20 protein-coding genes are annotated in these 19,839 nt (G+C 71.3%); 8 read left to right on the forward strand and 12 right to left on the reverse strand.

Translation table 11 applies throughout. The annotated features are described in order from the left end of the window. The first annotated feature begins 61 nt into the window (after positions 1 to 61). A complete protein-coding gene (locus E3N83_RS05755) occupies positions 62 to 1,411 on the forward strand; it encodes a serine hydrolase domain-containing protein (protein WP_151082386.1) in 1,350 nt (449 codons plus the stop codon). Here E3N83_RS05755 and E3N83_RS05760 read toward each other — a convergent pair. Both E3N83_RS05760 and E3N83_RS05765 read right to left on the reverse strand, forming a co-directional pair. Continuing rightward, complete coding sequence (locus tag E3N83_RS05760) at positions 1,401 to 2,018, reverse strand: acVLRF1 family peptidyl-tRNA hydrolase (protein ID WP_151082387.1); 618 nt, start codon at positions 2,016 to 2,018, stop codon at positions 1,401 to 1,403. The genes E3N83_RS05755 and E3N83_RS05760 overlap by 11 nt on opposite strands. Before the next feature lie 7 nt (positions 2,019 to 2,025). Continuing rightward, positions 2,026 to 2,769, reverse strand: coding sequence for a maleylpyruvate isomerase family mycothiol-dependent enzyme (locus E3N83_RS05765; protein ID WP_238343086.1), 744 nt, complete (start codon positions 2,767 to 2,769; stop codon positions 2,026 to 2,028). Between the two features lie 117 nt (positions 2,770 to 2,886). Between E3N83_RS05765 and E3N83_RS05770 the strand changes: the two genes are divergently transcribed. After that, on the forward strand, positions 2,887 to 3,408 hold the full coding sequence (locus E3N83_RS05770; RefSeq protein WP_151082388.1) for a VOC family protein: 522 nt from the start codon (positions 2,887 to 2,889) through the stop codon (positions 3,406 to 3,408). 128 nt (positions 3,409 to 3,536) lie between these two features. Here the strand turns inward: E3N83_RS05770 and E3N83_RS05775 are convergent, their stop codons facing one another. From E3N83_RS05775 to E3N83_RS05810, 8 genes are read right to left on the reverse strand one after another with little or no spacing between them, the layout of a single operon-like run. After that, a complete protein-coding gene (locus tag E3N83_RS05775) occupies positions 3,537 to 3,896 on the reverse strand; it encodes a metal-sulfur cluster assembly factor (protein WP_272950303.1) in 360 nt (119 codons plus the stop codon). A 26-nt stretch (positions 3,897 to 3,922) separates the two neighbouring features. Beyond that, positions 3,923 to 4,387 carry a Fe-S cluster assembly sulfur transfer protein SufU gene (gene sufU, locus E3N83_RS05780; protein WP_151082390.1) on the reverse strand — a complete coding sequence of 155 codons (465 nt, stop codon included), beginning with the start codon at positions 4,385 to 4,387 and terminating at the stop codon, positions 3,923 to 3,925. Between the two features lie 5 nt (positions 4,388 to 4,392). Continuing rightward, entirely contained in the window at positions 4,393 to 5,661 is a 1,269-nt protein-coding gene (locus E3N83_RS05785; protein ID WP_151082391.1) for a cysteine desulfurase, read from the reverse strand. Between the two features lie 44 nt (positions 5,662 to 5,705). Continuing rightward, positions 5,706 to 6,467, reverse strand: a complete 762-nt coding sequence (sufC, locus tag E3N83_RS05790; RefSeq protein WP_151082392.1) for a Fe-S cluster assembly ATPase SufC — start codon at positions 6,465 to 6,467, stop codon at positions 5,706 to 5,708. Next, on the reverse strand, positions 6,464 to 6,799 hold the full coding sequence (locus E3N83_RS05795; protein ID WP_151082393.1) for a non-heme iron oxygenase ferredoxin subunit: 336 nt from the start codon (positions 6,797 to 6,799) through the stop codon (positions 6,464 to 6,466). Before E3N83_RS05795 ends, sufC begins: the two co-directional genes overlap by 4 nt. A gap of 1 nt (position 6,800) precedes the next feature. Further along, complete coding sequence (sufD, locus tag E3N83_RS05800) at positions 6,801 to 7,967, reverse strand: Fe-S cluster assembly protein SufD (protein WP_151082394.1); 1,167 nt, start codon at positions 7,965 to 7,967, stop codon at positions 6,801 to 6,803. After that, positions 7,967 to 9,385, reverse strand: coding sequence for a Fe-S cluster assembly protein SufB (gene sufB / locus E3N83_RS05805; protein ID WP_151082395.1), 1,419 nt, complete (start codon positions 9,383 to 9,385; stop codon positions 7,967 to 7,969). Before sufB ends, sufD begins: the two co-directional genes overlap by 1 nt. A gap of 2 nt (positions 9,386 to 9,387) precedes the next feature. Further along, positions 9,388 to 10,086 (reverse strand): helix-turn-helix transcriptional regulator, encoded by a 699-nt coding sequence (locus tag E3N83_RS05810; RefSeq protein ID WP_151082396.1) that lies wholly within the window; start codon positions 10,084 to 10,086, stop codon positions 9,388 to 9,390. A gap of 172 nt (positions 10,087 to 10,258) precedes the next feature. Here E3N83_RS05810 and E3N83_RS05815 point away from each other — a divergent pair, with 172 nt between their 5' ends. Continuing rightward, positions 10,259 to 11,134: a lysylphosphatidylglycerol synthase domain-containing protein gene (locus E3N83_RS05815; RefSeq protein WP_191907972.1), complete on the forward strand. Its 876-nt coding sequence runs from the start codon at positions 10,259 to 10,261 to the stop codon at positions 11,132 to 11,134. Positions 11,135 to 11,192: 58 nt separating this feature from the next. Continuing rightward, positions 11,193 to 13,529, forward strand: coding sequence for a xanthine dehydrogenase family protein molybdopterin-binding subunit (locus tag E3N83_RS05820; RefSeq protein ID WP_151082398.1), 2,337 nt, complete (start codon positions 11,193 to 11,195; stop codon positions 13,527 to 13,529). Here the strand turns inward: E3N83_RS05820 and E3N83_RS05825 are convergent. Next, a complete protein-coding gene (locus E3N83_RS05825; RefSeq protein WP_151082399.1) occupies positions 13,526 to 13,852 on the reverse strand; it encodes a hypothetical protein in 327 nt (108 codons plus the stop codon). The genes E3N83_RS05820 and E3N83_RS05825 overlap by 4 nt on opposite strands. 73 nt (positions 13,853 to 13,925) lie before the next feature. Between E3N83_RS05825 and E3N83_RS05830 the strand changes: the two genes are divergently transcribed. Genes E3N83_RS05830 through E3N83_RS05840 form a run of 3 tightly spaced genes read left to right on the forward strand, consistent with a single transcriptional unit; the run spans position 13,926 to position 16,560 of the window. Next, on the forward strand, positions 13,926 to 14,888 hold the full coding sequence (locus E3N83_RS05830) for an ABC transporter ATP-binding protein (RefSeq protein ID WP_238343087.1): 963 nt from the start codon (positions 13,926 to 13,928) through the stop codon (positions 14,886 to 14,888). Next, positions 14,885 to 15,649 (forward strand): ABC transporter permease, encoded by a 765-nt coding sequence (locus E3N83_RS05835; RefSeq protein ID WP_151082400.1) that lies wholly within the window; start codon positions 14,885 to 14,887, stop codon positions 15,647 to 15,649. The genes E3N83_RS05830 and E3N83_RS05835 overlap by 4 nt, the downstream gene beginning before the upstream one ends. After that, positions 15,640 to 16,560 carry a COX15/CtaA family protein gene (locus E3N83_RS05840; RefSeq protein ID WP_151082401.1) on the forward strand — a complete coding sequence of 307 codons (921 nt, stop codon included), beginning with the start codon at positions 15,640 to 15,642 and terminating at the stop codon, positions 16,558 to 16,560. Before E3N83_RS05835 ends, E3N83_RS05840 begins: the two co-directional genes overlap by 10 nt. 73 nt (positions 16,561 to 16,633) lie before the next feature. Here E3N83_RS05840 and E3N83_RS05845 read toward each other — a convergent pair whose 3' ends face one another. Further along, complete coding sequence (locus tag E3N83_RS05845; protein ID WP_151082402.1) at positions 16,634 to 17,590, reverse strand: heme o synthase; 957 nt, start codon at positions 17,588 to 17,590, stop codon at positions 16,634 to 16,636. 139 nt (positions 17,591 to 17,729) lie between these two features. Here E3N83_RS05845 and tkt point away from each other — a divergent pair, with 139 nt between their 5' ends. After that, positions 17,730 to 19,835 (forward strand): transketolase, encoded by a 2,106-nt coding sequence (tkt, locus tag E3N83_RS05850; RefSeq protein ID WP_151082403.1) that lies wholly within the window; start codon positions 17,730 to 17,732, stop codon positions 19,833 to 19,835. Positions 19,836 to 19,839: the final 4 nt, after the last annotated feature.

Below are 19,839 nucleotides of genomic sequence, written 5' to 3' on the forward strand. Positions count from 1 at the left end.
GGTCCTTGGCCATGTCTGCCCGGGTCTCGTCCGGCTCGCCAGGGGCCGCTAGTTTCGGGGCATGAGCCAGCTCCTGGACACGACGACGCGCCACCTGCACCGGACCGCACTCTCCCGCCAGCGCGAGGGCCGGGTGCCCGGGCTCTACGCCGGGGTCTGCCGTGGCGGGCAGCTGGTCTGGGGTGAGGGCATCGGCGCCGTCGAGATCGGCTCGGACCGCTCCCCGGCGGCCGACGACCAGTTCCTGATCGCCTCCAACACCAAGACGTTCGTCGCGGTGATGGTGATGCAGCTGCGCGACGAGGGCCGGCTCACCCTCGACGACCTGCTCGGCGACCACGTGCCCGAGGTCTCGCACCCGGTCACGATCCGGCAGTGCCTGGCGCACGTGTCGGGGATGGCGCGGGAGCCGCTGGGTGACGTCTGGGACACCCTCGAGCAGCCGGACCAGAAGACCCTGCGACGGGACTTCGACGACGTCGAGCGGGTAGGGCGGCCGCACGACCACTGGCACTACTCCAACGTGGTGTTCGCGATGCTCGGCCAGCTGGTCGAGGAGCTCGACGGCCGGTCGTGGGAGGAGTCGCTCCGGACCCGGCTCCTGCTGCCGCTGGAGATGCGTCGTACGACGGTGGGCTTCGACGGCGGGCCGCACGTGAGCGGCTACTACGTCGGCCCGTACGACGACGTACCCCGGCCCGAGCCGGTGCTCGACCTCAAGGCGATGGCGCCGTGCGGGGGCCTGGCCAGCACCGCCGAGGACCTGGCCCGGTGGTCGGCGTTCGTCGCGGACCCGGGCTCGCTGCTGTCCGCCGACACCATGGAGGAGATGTGCCAGCCGCAGGTGCTGCTCGACCCCGACCGCTGGAACGGCGCGATGGGCCTGGGCTTCTTCCTGATCCGGTCGGCGAGCGGCCGCACCTGGGTCGGTCACACCGGCGGGATGCCCGGGCACATCACCGGCGTCTTCACCCACCGCGAGTCCGGTACTGGCGGGATCGCGCTGATGGGCTCCACCGCGTCGCCCGCGCCGGACGCGTTCGCGATCGACCTCGCCGACCACGTGGTGACCTCCGACCCGGTCGAGGACCCGCCCTGGACGCCCGGCACGGACGTCCCGGTCGAGCTCCGACCTGTGCTCGGACGCTGGTTCTCGGAGGGCCAGCCCTTCGTCTTCTGGGTCGAGCAGGGCGAGCTCCGGGCCCGCATCGACAAGGCGGGTGCGGAGAAGCTGACGTCCTCGCGCTTCGAGAAGGTCAGCGACGACGTCTACCGCGACGTCGCCGGCCGCGAGCGCGGCGAGCTGTTGCGGGTCACCCGGGCACCCGACGGCACGGTCACCCAGCTGAACTGGGCGACCTACCTGTTCACCCGCGAGCCCCTGGCGTTCGGCGAGCACCTCACGCGTTGACGACCTCGACGCCGATCGCCGCCGCATCGAGGACGGCCGCGTCGAGCACCGCCCGGCGGGGGTCGGGGACGGCGAGCCACGGGCCGACGACGGTGACCCTGCGCAGCCGTGGGTCGGCCAGGACGTCGTCGACGGCGGTGTGGTCCCCGCCGGTGACCACGGGTAGGGCGCCCGGGCCCAGGATCCGGGCGGCATGCTCGGCGGCGGCCTCGTAGGCCTGTCGCGCCTGGTTGTCACGACGACGCGCGAAGCGCTGCTGGCTCTGGCCACCGGCCTTGGTCCGGCCCTGCACGTGGCGTTGCCCGATCTTGTGGTCCGCCAGGGTCAGACCGCGCAGCCGGGCCACCGCGAAGCCCCCCTTGCGGACCAAGAGGACGCCCCACTCCCCCGGCGGCTCGGCCCGGGCGAGGAAGGCACCGACCTCCGCCGGCCCGTCGTACGACGCGTCGAACGGCAGGGAGGCCGCGAAGGTGGAGCCGTCCCCGGCCACGCCGGTGAGGTGTCCGGCGACGACGCCGAGGGTCGCCCCGTCGTGGCGCTCCCCGAAGTTCTGCACCCACCGCGCGAGGCGCGCCGGCGGCACCCGGACCTGGCTCGCGCCACTCACGGGACGGTCACGACCACGACACGCGGGCCCCGTCGGCCCACAGGCCGAACCCGTCGGCCTCCACCTCGTCGCTGCGGTTCCACAGGGTGAGGTACAGCGCGACCGCGGAGCCGCGGAGCACCACGTCGGCGCCGTCGTCGCCGGCGCCGCGCTCGGTCGTCGGCGGCCGCTCCGTGACCGTGACCAGCCAACGCTCGGCCGCGTCGTCGGGCAGCACGGCCACGGTCGTGGGCTCGGGGGTCCGCAGCCGCGAGCGCGGCCGCGGCAGGAAACCGGTGAGCAGCTCGTCGATCCCGTCCAGCGCCAGGTCGGGCTCGAGCCAGGTGTCGGCCGCCCGGGGGTACCGGCCGAGGGCCGCGGCCAGGGCGTCGACCGCGTGGATCGTGGTCTCGTGGCACTGACGGCGCGCCCAGAACTCCCGCGGGGCCGGGGCGTCGGCCAGGAACACCAGCGCCTGGAGGTCGTCGGGCGCGTCCGCGAGGGTCTCGACCAGCCGCTCCGCGCCCGCGCGCAGCCAGGCGACCGGATCCTCGGCGTCCATCCCCTCACGCTCGATGGCCTCGTCGTCGATGGTCTCGCCGACAACGGTCGCCGTCGCCCAGCGGTGCACCAGGCCCTGGTGCGCGACCAGACGTCGTACGTCCCAGTCGGGCGTCGTGGGCACGCTCGCCGCCAGCCCCGCCTCCGCGACCGCGGCGGCGAAGGCATCGACGGCCCGGCGTACGCCGGCCAGGTGGCGCTCCACATCCATGCCGGCAGTCTGGCAGCCGGTGACCGTCCACGGCCTGCCGTTATCGGCCGGCCCGGCCCGGCCGGGGTTCGGCGGTATAGATTCCGTTTCAACCAGCTCGACGACAGGAGACACCCGATGGCTGAACCCGAAGGCGCGGAGCTCGAGGCGATCCGGGCCCACCGCGACGAGCTGCGCGAGACCTACCTTCGCCCGCTGGCCGACCGGCCGCCCAGCAAGGTCCGCGGCGTCCACCACCTGGCCCTGGTCTGCCAGGACGTCGAGGAGACCATCCGCTTCTACCAGGACTTCCTGGGCTTCCCCCTGGTCGAGCTGGTCGAGAACCGCGACTACGCAGGCTCCAGCCACTTCTTCTTCGACATCGGCAACCGCAACCTGCTCGGCTTCTTCGACTTCCCCGGACTCGGCAACCCGCCGTACGAGGAGACCATCGGCGCGGTCCAGCACCTCGCCCTGTCGATCGACCGCGAGCAGTTCGACGAGGCCAAGGCCAAGCTCGACGCGGCCGGGGTCGACTACCTCGGCCCGGACCGGGGTGCCGACGACAGCATCTACCTGCGCGACCCGAACGGCGTGGGACTCGAGCTCTACCGCGAGGATCTCGGCGTCTTCGAGGGCACGCCGCTGATCAACGAGTGAAGGATCTGCGTTGCTCGATGTGATGGATCTCGAGACGCGTCACCCGTCCCGCCGCTGACGCGTCGGTTCGGGTCGACACTCCTCGATCTTTTCGCTCCTCTGCGAGCTCGCAGGCTCGCTCGCAGCGCTCAAACGTTGAAGCCGAGGGCGCGCAGCTGGTCGCGACCGTCGTCGGTGATCTTGTCCGGGCCCCACGGCGGCATCCACACCCAGTTGATCAGCACGTCGTTGACCAGACCCTCGAGAGCCTGGTTGGTCTGGTCCTGGATCACGTCGGTCAGCGGACAGGCGGCCGACGTGAGCGTCATGTCGATCACGGCGTTGGTGTCGTCGTCGAGGTGCACGCCGTACACGAGGCCGAGGTCGACGACGTTGATGCCCAGCTCGGGGTCGACCACGTCCTTCATCGCCTCGGTGACGTCGTCGACGGTCGTGGCGGTGCCGGCCACCGAGCCGGACGGCGCACCGGCCTCCGGGACCTCGGGCAGGTCGGTGTGGTCCACGGGGTTGGTGGTCACTTCGTCTCCTCCATCTGAGCGGTCGTGGTCGCGTCCTTCCAGGCCATCCAGGACAGCAGGGCGCACTTGATCCGGGCCGGGAACTTGGCGACCCCGGCGAAGGCGATGCCGTCCTCCAGGACGTCCTCGTCGGGCTCGACCTGGCCCTTGCCCTGCATCAGGGTCAGGAACTCCTGGTGGATCGCCATCGCCTCGGCGACCGGCTTGCCGATCACCAGGTCGGTCATCACCGAGGCCGACGCCTGCGAGATCGAGCAGCCGAGGGCGTCGTACGACACGTCCTCGACCACCGGTCCGTCCGGGCCCTCGGCGACGTGGACGCGTAGCGTCACCTCGTCTCCGCAGGTCGGGTTGACGTGGTGCACCTCGGCCTCGTAGGGCTCCCGCAGGCCCCGGTGGTGGGGGTTTCGGTAGTGGTCCAGGATGATCTCCTGGTAGAGGGAATCGAGCTCAGTGGACATCGTGCTCAACCCAACTTGAAGTAGTTGCGGGTGTATTCCAGACCCTCGACGAGCGCGTCGATCTCGGCCGGCGTCGTGTAGAGGTACGACGACATCCGGGTCGAGCTCTGCACCCCGAAGCGGGCATGGGCCGGCTTCGCGCAGTGGTGCCCGGCCCGGACGGCGATCCCGCGGGTGTCGAGCACCGTGGCGATGTCGTGGGGGTGGATCCCCGGGATCTCGAAGGAGATCGCTCCCCCGCGCTGGCTCGCGTCCAGGGGGCCGAGCACGGTCAGGCCGGGCACCGTCGCCAGACCCTCGAGGGCGTAGGCGGTCACCGCCTGCTCGTGCGCGTGCACGGCGTCCATGCCGAGCTCGGTGAGATAGCTGACGGCCGCCCCGAGACCGACCGCCTCGACGATCGGCGGGGTCCCCGCCTCGAACTTGTGCGGGACCGGGGCGTAGGTCGAGCCCGCCATGGTCACGGTCTCGATCATCTCCCCGCCACCGAGGAACGGCGGCAGCTCGTCGAGCACAGTGCGTCGACCCCACAGGACCCCGATGCCGGTCGGCCCGACCACCTTGTGCCCGGTGAAGGCCAGCAGGTCGGGCCGCTCGTCGTCGGCCATCGCGGCCAGGTCGATCGGCAGCTGCGGTGCCGCCTGCGAGGCGTCCACGACCACGAGCGCACCGACCTGGTGGGCACGACGGGCGATGTCGGCGATCGGGTTGATCGTGCCGAGCATGTTGGAGACCCAGGTCAGGGAGACCACCTTGGTCCGGTCGGTGACCAGGTCGTCGAGCTGCGAGAGGTCCAGCCGGCCGTCCTCGGTGATGCCGAACCAGCGCAGCGTGGCACCCGTGCGCTCGCACAGCAGCTGCCACGGCACGATGTTGGAGTGGTGCTCCATCTCGGTGATCACGATCTCGTCGCCGGGTCCGACCTGACGCGGGCCGGCCCAGGCCAGGGTGCTCGCGGCCAGGTTGAGCGCCTCGGTGGCGTTCTTGGTGAACACCACCTCGTCGCGGTCCGGGGCGCCGATGAACGACGCGACCTTGTCACGCGCGGACTCGAACGCCTCGGTCGACTCCGCCCCGAGCTGGTGCATGGCCCGGGCGATGTTGGCGTTGTGCCGCTCCAGGTGGTCGACCATCGTGTCGATCACGACCTGAGGCTTCTGCGAGGTGTTGGCGGAGTCCAGGTAGACCAGCGACTGCCCGTTCGCCAGGACGCGCGACAGGATCGGGAAGTCCTTGCGGACGACTTCCAGGTCCGGGAGCAGTCCTTCGATCATCAGTTCCTCCTCGCGTGGTCTCGACTCCGCTCGACCATGGAATGTCAGACGGCGGCGGCCTTGACGTACTTGTCGTAGCCCTCGGCCTCGAGGGCGTCGGCGAGCTCCGGTCCACCCTGCTCGGCGATCCGGCCCGCGACGAAGACGTGGACGAAGTCGGGCTCGATGTAGCGCAGGATGCGGGTGTAGTGGGTGATCAGCAGGACACCCTTGCCCTCCTGCGCGCGGAACCGGTTCACCCCCTCGGCGACGACCTTGAGCGCGTCGATGTCGAGGCCCGAGTCGGTCTCGTCGAGCACCGCCACCTTGGGGCTGAGCAGCTCGAGCTGGGCGATCTCGTGGCGCTTCTTCTCGCCGCCGGAGAAGCCCTCGTTGACCGAGCGGGTGCCGAAGCTGGGGTCGAGGTCGAGCTGCTGGAGCGCGCTGTTGACGTCCTTGACCCACGTGCGGAGCTTGGGCGCCTCGCCGTCGATCGCGGTCTTGGCGGTCCGCAGGAAGTTCGAGACCGAGACGCCGGGCACCTCGACGGGGTACTGCATGGCCAGGAAGAGGCCGGCCCGGGCCCGCTCGTCGACGCTCATCGCGAGCACGTCCTGGCCGTCGAGCGTGACCGTGCCCGAGGTGACGGTGTACTTCGGGTGGCCGGCGATCGAGTAGGCCAGCGTCGACTTGCCGGAGCCGTTCGGGCCCATGATCGCGTGGGTCTCGCCGTCGCGGATCGTCAGCGTGACGCCCTTGAGGATCTCCTTGTCCTCGTCGTCGGTCTTGACCGACACGTGCAGGTCCGTGATCTCGAGGGTGCTCATGAGGGTGACACTCCGTTCAGGGTGGTGGTGACGTCGACGTACACACCATCGGTGCGGACCTCGACCGGGAAGGTGGCCACCGGCTCGGTGGCGGGCAGGCCGGTCGGCTTGCCGGTGCGCAGGTCGAAGCGGGAGCCGTGCAGCCAGCACTCGATGGTGCAGTCCTCGACGTCGCCCTCGCTCAGCGCGACCTCGGCGTGGGAGCAGAGGTCCTGGATCGCGAAGAACTCCTCACCCTGGCGGGCGACGGCGATCTCCATGTCGTCGACCGTGACGCCGAGCGGCTGGTCCTCCCGGACCTCGTCGGCGGCGCAGGCGCGTTCGAAACTCATCTCAGAAGGCCCCGTCCAGGACGTTCTTCGCGAGCTCCGCCTCCACGGTGGCCGCCAGCTGCTCCTCGAGCTCGGGTACGGCGATCCGGCGGATCAGGTCGTTGAAGAAGCCGTGCACGACGAGCCGACGGGCTTCGTCCTCGGCGATGCCGCGCGAGCGGAGGTAGAACAGCTGCTCGTCGTCGAAGCGGCCGGTCGCCGACGCGTGACCGGCGCCGGCGATCTCGCCGGTCTCGATCTCGAGGTTGGGCACCGAGTCGGCCTGACAGCCGTCGGTGAGCACGAGGTTGCGGTTCTCCTCGTAGGTCTCGATGCCCTCGGCCACCTTGCGGATCAGGACGTTGCCGATCCAGACCGTGTGCGCGCCCTCGCCCTGGAGCGCACCCTTGTAGGTCACGTGGCTCTTGGTCTTCGGCGCGGTGTGGTCGACGAACAGCCGGTGCTCGATGTGCTGGCCCGCGTCGGCGAAGTAGAGGCCGAGCATCTCCACGTTGCCGCCGGGGCCGGCGTACTCAGCGGTGGTGTCGTGCCGCACGACGCTGCCGCCGAAGGTGACGTCGACATGCTTGAAGCGCGCGTCGCGGCCGACCCGGGCGTGCCGGTGGCCCACGTGGACCGCGTCGTCGGCCCAGTCGTCGATGCTGACCAGCGTCAGGTCGGCGCCGTCGCCGACCACGATCTCGACGTTGTCGGCCAGCGTCGCCGAGCCGACGAACCGCAGCACGACGGTCGCCTTGCTGTGGGCGCCGGCCGTGATCACGGCGTGGGTCGCGGTCGCGGTCTCGGTGTCGGTGCCGGTCAGGGTGACGAAGACCGGGCGGTCGAGCTCGGTGTCGCTCGGGACCGTGATCGCGAAGCGACGGCCGCTCTCGTGCCAGACCCGGGCCGCGATCCGGTCGGTGGGCACGAAGCCGCTGCTGCCGAGCAGTGCGTTGCCGGCCTCCAGCGACTCGACCACGACCGCCTCGGGAGCGTCGTACTCGGCGCCGACGCCGGAGCCGGCCAGCGAGGCGTCGGCGTGGAGGCCGCGCAGCCGCTTCAGCGGGGTGAACCGCCAGATCTCTTCACGGCCCGTGGGCACCGGGTGGTCGTCGACATCGAACGACCCGAGCGGGTGCAGGTGGGAGTCCACGCGCTCGATCTCGAGCGCGTCCAGGAGTTGGGACATCAGCCGACTGCGCCTTCCATCTGGAGCTCGATGAGCCGGTTCAGCTCGAGCGCGTACTCCATCGGGAGCTCCTTGGCGATCGGCTCCACGAAGCCGCGCACGATCATCGCCATCGCCTCGTCCTGGCCCATGCCGCGCGACATCAGGTAGAAGAGCTGGTCGTCGGAGACCTTGGAGACGCTGGCCTCGTGCCCCATCGAGACGTCGTCCTCGCGGATGTCGACGTACGGGTAGGTGTCGCTGCGGCTGATCTGGTCCACCAGCAGCGCGTCGCACAGGACGTTGGACTTCGAGCCGTGGGCGCCCTCGTTGATCTGGATCAGCCCGCGGTACGACGTGCGGCCACCGCCGCGAGCCACCGACTTGCTCAGGATGCTCGACGAGGTGTTCGGCGCCGCGTGGACCATCTTGGCGCCGGCGTCCTGGTGCTGGCCCTCGCCCGCGAACGCGATGGACAGGGTCTCGCCCTTGGCGTGCTCGCCCATCAGGTAGATCGCGGGGTACTTCATGGTCACCTTGGAGCCGATGTTGCCGTCGACCCACTCCATGGTCGCGCCGGCCTCGCAGGTGGCCCGCTTGGTCACCAGGTTGTAGACGTTGTTCGACCAGTTCTGGATCGTCGTGTAGCGGCAGCGGCCGCCCTTCTTCACGATGATCTCGACCACCGCGGAGTGCAGCGAGTCGCTGCTGTAGATCGGCGCGGTGCAGCCCTCGACGTAGTGCACGTAGGCGTCCTCGTCGACGATGATCAGGGTCCGCTCGAACTGGCCCATGTTCTCGGTGTTGATCCGGAAGTAGGCCTGCAGCGGGATGTCGACGTGCACGCCCTTCGGCACGTAGATGAAGGAGCCGCCCGACCACACGGAGGTGTTGAGCGCGGCGAACTTGTTGTCGCCGACCGGGATCACGGTGTTGAAGTACTCCTGGAAGAGCTCGGGGTGCTCCTTGAGCGCGGTGTCGGTGTCCTTGAAGATCACACCCTGCGCCTCGAGGTCCTCGCGGATCGAGTGGTAGACGACCTCCGACTCGTACTGCGCGGCGACGCCGGCGACCAGGCGCTGCTTCTCGGCCTCGGGGATGCCGAGCCGGTCGTAGGTGTTCTTGATGTCCTCGGGGAGGTCCTCCCACGAGGCGGCCTGCTTCTCGCTGGACCGGACGAAGTACTTGATGTTGTCGAAGTCGATGCCCGACAGGTCGGAGCCCCACGTCGGCATCGGCTTGCGGTGGAAGAGCTTGAGGCCCTTCAGGCGCAGGTCGAGCATCCACTGCGGCTCGGACTTCTTCGAGGAGATGTCGCGGACGACCTCCTCGCTGAGACCGCGCTTGGCCACCGCTCCGGCGTCGTCGCGGTCGGACCAGCCGAACTGGTAGCGGCCGATGCCCTGGAGTTCGGGGTTCAGCTCTTCGATGGACGTCACGTCTACTCCTCGGTGGTCGAGCTGGTCGAGACCAATGGGTTGGGGATGCAGGTGGTGCAGACACCGTCGCCGTGGGCGATGGTGGCCAGGCGCTGGACGTGCCGGCCGAGGACCTGGCCGATGGCCTCGGTCTCGGCCTCGCACAGCTGCGGGAACTCGTGCGCCACGTGGGAGACGGGGCAGTGCTGCTGGCACAGCTGCTCGGCCGCCGACAGCCCGTCGAGCAGCGGCAGCGACCGCACGGAGGCGGCGTACCCCTCGGCCGAGAACACCCGGGCCAGCGCCTCGGCCGGCGACAGCTCCGGGTGGGCTGCGGTGACGGTCGCGTAGTCGCGCTCGATGAACGCCACCCGGCGCCGCGCGAACTCCATCACGGCCTCGTCGCCGCCGGTCTCGGACAGGTAGCGGAGAGCCTGCACCGCGAGGTCGTCGTACTGCTGGTCGAAGCTCTCCCGACCACTGTCGGTGATCGCGAAGACCTTCGCCGGCCGGCCGCGACCCCGGGTCGCCGAGGGCCGCGCGTCCCGTGACTCGAGCGCCCCCAGGGTCAGCAGGTGCTCGAGGTGACGGCGTACGGCGGCGGGCGTGAGGTCGAGCCGTTCGGCCAGCGCCGCGGCGGTCGAGGGACCGTTGACCAGGATCGACCGGACGACGCGCTCACGCGTCGGCTGGTCGCCGGAGTCGTTCCGCTCGAATTCCACAACACCAGTGTGCCGTTAATACCGAGGCTGCTTCAAGTAAGGGTCCCCTAAACGCCCCGTGCCCATGCCTGACCACCACCTGACTGAAATCCGGCGAACCGCCCCGCAGCGGCCCGTTGCTTGCTTCACTCGTGGCAACGACCCCCCGTCCGGCACAGCCCCGAGGTGCCCCATGCAGCTGCGTTCCCTGGCCCAGTCGAGGCCCGTGGTCCTCGTCGGCGTCGTGGTGAGCGTGCTGGTGCCCGCCCTGACCCTTCCGCACCTGCCGTCGGTCAACCCCTGGCCCCTGGCGATCGGGGTGGTGCCGTGGGTGGTGGGCAAGTACGTCCTCTGCCCGCTCCGCTGGCGGGCCCTGACCCCGGTGCCGCAGAGCCGGCGGTGGCACCTGCGGGCCTTCGCCGAGGGCGAGCTCCTCGGGCTCCTGACTCCGGGCCACATCGGCTCCGACGTGTGGCGGGTCCGCCGGCTCACCGGCACCGGCCTCGGCCGGGGCGACGCCGTGCTCAGTGTCACCGCCGACCGCCTGGTCGGTGCCCTGGGCCTGGCCGCCTTCGTCGTGTTCGCCGGCACCGCCCTCCCCGGGCAGCTGGTCGCAGTCGCGCTGGGGGTGGTGGCGGTCGCCGCACTCTTGATGCTCGTCGTACGACGCCTGCGGCCCGACCTGCTGCCGCACGGTCCGCTTCCCCCGCCCCGCCAGCTGGCGCGGGCTCTGGTCCTCTCGGCCGGCTACCAGCTGTCCATCGCGGCCCTGCTCCTGGGCACGATCGACGCAACCGGTCACGACCTGTCGCCGCTGGCGGTGCTCGGCGCCTTCGGAGCCAGCCAGCTCGCCGCCGTGGTCCCCGGCCCCAACGGGGCGAGCCCGCGGGACGGAGCCCTGGTCGCCGCCCTCGTGGGCCTGGGCATCCCCTGGCCCGCGGCCCTGGCGGCGGTCAGCCTCAAGGCGGCCGTGGCCTGGCTGCCGGCCCTCGCCTTCGGCGGCGTGAGCCTCGTGCTGGCCCGGCGCGCGCTGCGCCGGTCGACCGCCCTGACCGGCGTCCCCGCCTGAACCCGAGCGCCGGGAACGGGCTAGCGGAGAGGGCTTCCGCTATGCGTAGGCTGAGCGCATGCCCGGATCGATCCTTGGAACCGAAGTCCGCCGCGTCGAAGACCTGGAGCTGCTGCTGGGGCAGGGCTCCTTCGTCGACAACCTGGACGACGAGGGCGTGGCGCACGCGATCTTCGTGCGCAGCCCCTTCGCGCACGCCCGGATCTCCGGGATCGACACCGCGGAGGCCGCGGCCGCACCTGGCGTCCTCGCCGTCCTGACCGCCGACGACCTGGGCCGCGCGCCGCTCTCCGGCTTCGCCGACGTCAACGACAAGGCCGGTCGGGCCGCGCTGGCCGTGGACAAGGTCCGCTTCGTCGGCGACCCGGTCGCCCTGGTCGTCGCCGAGACCCGCGCCCAGGCGATGGACGCCGCCGAGCTCGTCGACGTCGACTACGACGACCTGCCGGCGGTCAGCGACATCGAGGACGCGCTGGCCGACGACGCTCCGCTGCAGTTCGAGGCGATCGGCTCCAACATCGCGACCAGCCGGTCCGCCAAGGACCCGCAGGACGTCCTCGACGACGCCGACCACGTCACCCGGGTCCGGATGGTCAACCAGCGGATCGCGACCGCCCCGATCGAGGGCAACGCGATCCTGGCCCGTCCTACCGACGAGGGCGGGATGGCGATCTGGGTCTCCACCCAGCACCCGCACATGGCGCGCGACCTCCTGGCCAAGGCGCTGGGCCTCGATGCCGCTCAGGTCCGCGTGGTCGCTCCCCACGTCGGCGGAGCCTTCGGCGGGAAGGCCGGCAGCGGCCCCGACCACGCGGCGGTCGCCCTGGCCGCTCAGAAGCTGGGCGTCCCGGTCAAGTGGTCGGAGACCCGCAGCGAGGCGATGCTCTCGATGCAGGGCCGCGGCCAGGTGCAGTACGCCGAGCTCGGGCTGAAGGAGGACGGCACGATCACCGGGCTCCGGATGCGGGTCCTCGGCGAGTGCGGCGCCTACGCCGGCTTCGGGGGCGCCCTGGCCGTCGGGCCGACGTACATGATGGCGCAGGGTCCCTACGTCATCCCGCGCCTGCGCTTCGACGCCATCGGCGTGATGACCAACACCGCCCCGGTGGGCGCGTTCCGGGGCGCCGGCCGCCCCGAGGCCAGCGCCGCCCTGGACCGGATCCTCGACGTGGCGGCGAGCGAGCTCGGCATCGCCCCCGAGGAGATCCGTCGCCGCAACCTGATTCCGGCCGACGAGTTCCCCTACCTGACCCAGACCGGTGTCACCTACGACAACGGTGACTACCTCGTGCCGCTCGAGCAGGCCCTGCGCATCGCCGACGTCGAGGAGGCCCGCAAGGAGCAGCAGCGCCGGATCGACGCCGGTGAGTCGAAGCTGCTCGGGATCGGGGTGGCCACCTACGTCGAGATCACCGGCTTCGGCGGCTCGGAGTTCGGCTCGGTGCAGGTGCATGCGGACGGCTCGGCCACGGTGATGTCCGGCACCTCCGCGCACGGGCAGGGCCACGCCACGTCGTTCTCGATGATCGTCGCGGACCGGCTCGGCATCCCGCTCGACAAGATCACCTACCGCCAGTCCGACACCGCGATGGTACGCACCGGCGGCGGCACCGGAGGCTCCCGGTCGCTCCAGCTCGGTGGGAACGCCGTCAGCAAGGCCGCCGAGGAGCTGCACGAGAAGGCGGTCGCGGTCGCGGCCCGGATGCTGGAGGCCAACGCCGACGACGTCACCCTCGACGAGCAGGGGTTCGGCGTCGCGGGCGTGCCCGACACCCGGGTCTCGTGGCCCGAGCTGGCGGCCTACGCCCATGAGCACGACGGCGGGCTCGGCGTCGACACCGACTTCACGCAGAAGGGCGCCACCTTCCCGTTCGGCGCGCACGTCGCGATCGTCGAGGTCGACGTGGAGACCGGGCAGGCCAAGCCGCTCCGGCACATCGCGGTCGACGACTGCGGCCGGATCCTGAACCCGTTGATCGTGGCCGGCCAGCAGCACGGCGGCGCGATCCAGGGCATCAGCCAGGCGTTGTGGGAGGAGATGGTCTACGACGCCGACGGCACCCCGATCACCAGCTCCTTCGCCGACTACGCCATCCCGACGGCGGCCGACGGGATCCCCCTCGAGACCTCCAACACCGAGACCCCGACCCCGGTCAACCCGATGGGCGCCAAGGGCATCGGCGAGTCCGCGACGATCGGGTCGACGCCCGCGGTGCAGAACGCCGTCGTGGACGCGCTCAAGCACCTCGGGGTCAAGCACATCGACCTGCCGTGCACCCCGCAACGGGTCTGGCGCGAGATCCAGCACCCGCGCTCCGAGGTGTGGCGCGAGCCGCCCGCGGCGTTCGACCGGCTGGTCGACGACGGCACCGAGCCCGACGTCGTGGAGGCCTAGCCCGGGTCCGGGTCGCGGTCCCTCCCTCCGGGAGAGGCCTCAGGGGCTCCGTAAGCGGGGTCCCTGGCGCTCGCGGGATGGCGCTCCGGGTGCTGGAAGGCGAGCTCCCGCATGCCGGGCTCCCGACCGATCACGACCCAGTGCGGCTCATCGGTGATCCGCTGCATGTCGAGCAGGGTGGCGTAGAACTCCGCCAGCACCCGGGGCTCGGCACACTCGATCACGGTCTTCTCCAGACGCGCCCCCGTCAGCGCCGGCCCGGACGACCCGTGAGGTCGCGCTGCGTGACGCTGACTGACCGGCATCCCCGCACCCTCGCTCATCGACTGAGAGAGCGCCCCTCAACGCCCACCGCCCGCCGACCGGCGTGAGCCGCGCCGTTCCTACACTGGAGGCGTGTCCGCGCCGCCCGTCCGTCCCGACGACCCGGCCGCGGACCCGGCTGTCGCGATCGACGGGCTGGTGATGCGGTACGGCGAGAAGGTCGCCGTCGACGACCTGAGCCTGACGGTCGGCCGGGCCACGATCACCGCGGTCCTGGGGCCCAACGGGGCCGGCAAGACCACCACTCTCGAGACCGCCGAGGGCTACCGCAGGCCGCAGGCCGGCTCGGTCCGGGTGCTCGGCCTCGACCCGGTGCGCCAACGACGTGACCTGCTCCCCCGCATCGGGGTCATGCTCCAGGGCGGGGGCGCCTGGAGCGGCGTCCACGCCGACGAGATGCTGCGCCACGTCGCCCGGCTGCACGCCCACCCCCTCGACCTGCCCACCCTCTCGGACCGGCTCGGGCTCGGCGACTGCGGGCGCACGCCGTACCGACGCCTGTCCGGCGGCCAGCAGCAGCGGCTCGGGCTGGCCCTGGCCATCGTCGGCCGACCCGAGATCGTGTTCGTCGACGAGCCGACCGCCGGCATGGACCCCGCCGCCCGCCGGACCACGTGGGAGCTGCTCGAGGAGCTGCGCAGCTCGGGGGTGACCGTCGTGCTCACCACGCACTACATGGACGAGGCCGAGCGCCTCGCCGACCACATCCACATCATCGACCACGGCCGCCTGATCGCCAGCGGCTCGCCGCTCGAGCTCACCCGCGGTGGCACCTCGACCATCCGGCTGGTGGTCACCAAGCCGTTCCCCGACGACGCCCCCGAGTCGCTGCGCGCGGCCCTCGGCGCGGCGATGGAGCTCACCCTGCTCGGCTCCACCAGCCTGCTGCTCACCGGGCCGGCCGACGCGTCGACCCTGGCCGTGGTGTCCCACTGGTGCGAGGCCAACGACGTGCTGCCCGAGTCGCTCGCGCTGGGGCAGCGCACCCTCGAGGACGTTTTCCTCGAGCTCACCGGGCGGGAGCTGACGGCATGAGCCTCGACCTCACCCCTCGCCCCGGGGCCGCGCCGTTCCCGCGCATGGTCGTCGCCCAGGCCGGCATGGAGGCGCGGCTGATGCTGCGCAACGGTGAGCAGCTGCTGCTCGCCGTCGTGATCCCGGTGCTCGTCCTCGTCGGTGGCGTCAACGGCGCCCACCACATCGGGATCCACTTCACGCATCCGGCCGTCGACGTCTTCACCCCCGGCGTGCTCGCCCTCGCGATCATGTCGACGTCGTTCACGTCGCTGGCGATCGCGACCGGCTTCGAGCGACGGTACGGCGTGATCAAGCGCCTGGGTGCGTCCCCGCTCCCCCGTTCCGGTCTGCTCGCCGGGAAGGCCGGCGGCCTGCTGCTGATCGAGGTCCTCCAGGTGCTGGTGATCGGCATCGTCGGCGCGCTGCTCGGATGGAACCCGCACGTCGACGTCCCGGGAGCGGTGCTCGCCTTCGCGTTCGGCACCGCAGCCTTCGCCGGGCTCGGTCTGTTCGTGGCCGGCGTGCTCCGGGCCGAGGCGACGCTCGCTGCCGCCAACCTGGTCTACCTCCTGCTGATGGCGGGCGGCGCCGTGGTCCTCCCGAGCTCGTCGTACGGCGCGTTCGGCCACGTCACCGCGTTCCTGCCCTCGGGCGCCCTGGGCGACGCCCTGCGGCACGCCCTGATCGACGGCACCACGGCCTGGCGCAACCTCGGCGTGCTCCTCGTGTGGGCCGCGCTCGGCACGGTGCTCACGGCCCGGACGTTCCGATGGGAGTGAGCACCTGGCTGAGGCGCCTGGCGTGGGCGACCCTCGTGGCCAACATCGCCCTCGTGGTCACCGGGGGCGCCGTCCGCCTGACCGGCTCGGGCCTCGGCTGCCCGACCTGGCCACGCTGCGACGAGGGCTCGTTCGTCCCGCACGGCGCCTACGACATCCATCGGCTCATCGAGTTCGGCAACCGCACCCTGACCTTCGTGCTGGTCGCGGTCGCCGTCGCGACCTACGTCGCCGCACGCGCCAGCGGACGCCGCGACCTGACCCGGATGGCGCTCCTCCTCGCCCTGGCGATCCCCGCGCAGGCCGTGCTCGGCGGGGTCACCGTGCTCACCGACCTCAACCCGTGGGTCGTCTCGCTTCACCTGGTGATCTCGCTGGCGATCGTGTCGGCCGCGGTGCTCTTCCTCCACCGGCTCGACCACCCGGCCCGGCCGCCGGCGAACGGCACCCTCCCGGCGCTGGCCTGGTCGACGTACGCCGTGACCTGGCTCGTGCTGTACGCCGGCACCGTGGTCACCGGCTCGGGCCCGCACGCCGGCGACGCCAAGGCGCCGCGCAACGGGCTGGACCCGCTCCAGGTCAGCCAGCTCCACGCCGACCTGGTGTTCCTGCTGATCGGTCTGTCGGCGGGCCTCTGGTTCGCGGTCCGCGCCGCGGGCGCCGACCCGCGACCCGTCAACGCGTTGCTGGGGGTCGAGGCACTCCAGGCGGCGATCGGCTTCGTGCAGTACTTCGCGGGGCTGCCGGTCGTCGTGGTGATGCTGCACATGCTGGGAGCGGCCCTCGTCATCGCCACCGTCACCTGGCTGCTGGTCACCGTGCTGGAGCCGGAGGTCGCCACGAACCGCGACGAGACGCGAACGACGGTTGGCCTACACCCCCGTGGGCAGGCCAACCGTCGTACAGAGTGAGACGCATCCAGCCGCACTTTGGTTGCCTCCGACGGCCGACTTTCTGTGACCGGTCGCGATCTCGCACCCCGCGTCAGCGGGTCAGCAGCGGATCGAGCGCCACCGCGACGAAGAGCAGCGACAGGTAGAGGTTGGAGGCGTGGAAGAGCACCATCGGCCGGATCTCGGAGAGGTCCTCGGTGCCGCGGGTGCGCGCCCACATCCGGTGCGCCTGCACGAGGAAGACCGCGCCGAGCCCCACGGCGACGACGGGGTAGACCCAGCCGGTGTCCGCGACCGGCCACAGCAGCAGTGAGGTCAGCACCATCACCCAGCTGTAGAGCACGATCTGCCGGCCCACCGTCTCCGCGGGCGCGACCACGGGGAGCATCGGGACGTCGACCCCGGCGTAGTCCTCGCGGTAGCGCAGCGCCAGCGCCCAGGTGTGCGGCGGCGTCCAGAAGAAGACGACCGCGAACAGCACCACGGGTGCCCAGGCGAGCTGGTCGGTCACGGCGGTCCAGCCGATCAGGGCCGGGAAGCAGCCCGCGAGACCGCCCCAGACGATGTTCTGCGTCGTACGACGCTTGAGCAGCATCGTGTAGACGAACAGGTAGAAGCACTCCGCGACCAGGGACAGCACAGCGGACAGCGGGTTGACCCAGACCGCGAGGATGACGGTGGCCAGCACCCCGAGAGACACCCCGAAGACCAGGGCGCTGCGAGTCGAGACGATGTGGCGCGGCAGGGCGCGTCGGCGGGTGCGTCGCATCTGCTCGTCGATGTCGCGGTCGTAGACACAGTTCAGCGCCGAGGCCGACCCGGCCGACAGGCTGCCGCCGATCACGGTCGCCACGACCAGGCCTAGGTCGGGGACGCCCCGGGCGGCGAAGAACATCACCGGAACGGTGGTCAGCAGGAGCAGCTCGATGACCCGTGGCTTGGTCAGCCCGAGGTAGGCGCCCGCGACGTCCTTCCACCGGGAGGACCCGCTCGTCCGCGGTGCGTCCGGCTCGGAACGGGCCGGGGCCGACTGGCCGACGTATGTCACGGAGTTCCTCGGGTACGGGGACAGATGAGAGGGGACGACGTGCCTCGCAGTCTATCGCCCGGGGTGGGTAGGCTCGGAGACGGCTGAGGCGCCGCCCGGACGACCACCCCGCGTACCCGAGTTGGAAGGGAACCACCGCGTGAGCAACACACCCGCGAAGCTGGACTGGACCGAGCTGGACGAGAAGGCCGTCGACACCGCCAGGGTGCTCGCCATGGACTCGGTGCAGAAGGTCGGCAACGGTCATCCCGGCACCGCCATGAGCCTGGCTCCCGCGGCGTACCTCCTGTTCCAGAAGGTGATGCGGCACAACCCCGCCGACCCGCACTGGCCGGGCCGCGACCGCTTCGTGCTCTCCTGCGGCCACTCGAGCCTGACCCTCTACATCCAGCTCTTCCTCGGCGGCTGGGGCCTCGAGCTCGACGACCTCAAGGCGCTGCGCACCTGGGGCAGCAAGACCCCGGGCCACCCCGAGTTCGGCCACACCGCCGGCGTCGAGACCACCACCGGCCCGCTCGGCCAGGGCATCGGCAACGCCGTCGGCATGGCCATGGCCGCACGTCGCGAGCACGGCCTGCTCGACCCCAACGCCGCCCTGGGCGACTCGCCGTTCGACCACCAGATCTATGCGATGTGCTCCGACGGCGACATCGAGGAGGGCGTCTCCGCGGAGGCGTCGGCGATCGCCGGCGTGCAGGAGCTCGGCAACCTCACCGTGATCTACGACCACAACCGGATCTCGATCGAGGACAACACCGACATCGCCCTCGGCGAGGACGTCGGCGCCCGCTACGAGGCCTACGGCTGGCACGTGCAGCACGTCGACTGGACCAACGACGGCACGAAGTACGTCGAGGACGTCCCCGCGCTCTACGACGCGATCCGCAAGGCGCAGGCGGTCACCGACAAGCCCAGCTTCATCGTCCTGCACACGATCATCGCCTGGCCGGCACCCGACGCCCAGAACACCGGGAAGGCGCACGGCTCCGCACTCGGCGACGACGAGGTCGCGGCCACCAAGCGGGTGCTCGGCTTCGACCCCGCCCTGAACTTCGAGGTACCCACCGGGGTCCTCGAGCACACGCGGCAGGCCGTCGAGCGCGGCAAGGCCGCCCAGGCCAAGTGGAGCACGGCGTACGACGCGTGGGCGCGCAAGCCGTCCGCCGACACCGCGCTCTTCGACCGGCTCCAGACCCGCACCCTGCCCGAGGGCTGGGCCGCCCGGCTGCCGAGCTTCCCCGCCGACGAGAAGGGCGTGGCCACCCGGGTCGCCTCCGGCAAGGTGATCAACGCCCTCGCCGGCACCCTGCCCGAGCTCTGGGGCGGCTCGGCCGACCTGGCCGGCTCCAACAACACCACCATCGACGGCGTCCCGTCGTTCCTCCCCGGCAACCGCGCCACCAAGATGTGGAAGGCCGACCCGCTGGCCGGCCGGGTGCTGCACTTCGGGATCCGCGAGCACGGCATGGGCGCGATCATGAACGGCATCGCCGTGCACGGCGGCACCCGCGTCTTCGGCGGCACCTTCCTGACGTTCTCCGACTACATGCGCGGCGCGGTCCGCCTGGCGGCCCTGATGGGGCTGCCGGTCACCTACGTGTGGACCCACGACTCGATCGGCCTCGGCGAGGACGGCCCGACCCACCAGCCGGTCGAGCACCTCGCCGCCCTGCGGGCGATCCCCGGGCTCGACGTCGTACGCCCCGCCGACGCCAACGAGACGGCTGCCTGCTGGCAGACCATTCTCGAGCAGACCGACCGGCCGGCCGGGCTGGTGCTGTCGCGGCAGAACCTCCCGGTCTTCCCTCGCGGCAAGGACGGCTACTCCGACACCAGCAACGTCCACCGCGGTGGCTACGTCCTGCTCGACGTCGACGGCGGCCAGCCCGATGTGGTCCTGGTCGGCACCGGCTCCGAGGTCCAGCTCGCCGTCCGGGCGCGCGAGCTCCTCGCGGCCGACGGGGTGCGGGCCCGGGTCGTCTCGATGCCGTGCCGGGAATGGTTCGACGCGCAGGAGACCTCCTACCGCGAGACGGTCATCCCGCCGATCGTGAAGGCCCGGGTCTCGGTCGAGGCCGGGGTCGCCCAGGGCTGGCGCGAGGTCGTCGGTGACCACGGCCGCATCGTCTCGCTCGACCACTACGGCGCCTCGGCCGACTTCGAGCGTCTTTACCGCGAGTTCGGCATCACCGCGGAGGCCGTCGCGGCCGCCGCCCAGGACAGCATCCGGAGCGCTACCAACTAGGAGC

Origin of the sequence: Nocardioides cynanchi (assembly GCF_008761635.1) — a bacterium.
GTDB lineage: Bacteria > Actinomycetota > Actinomycetes > Propionibacteriales > Nocardioidaceae > Nocardioides > Nocardioides cynanchi.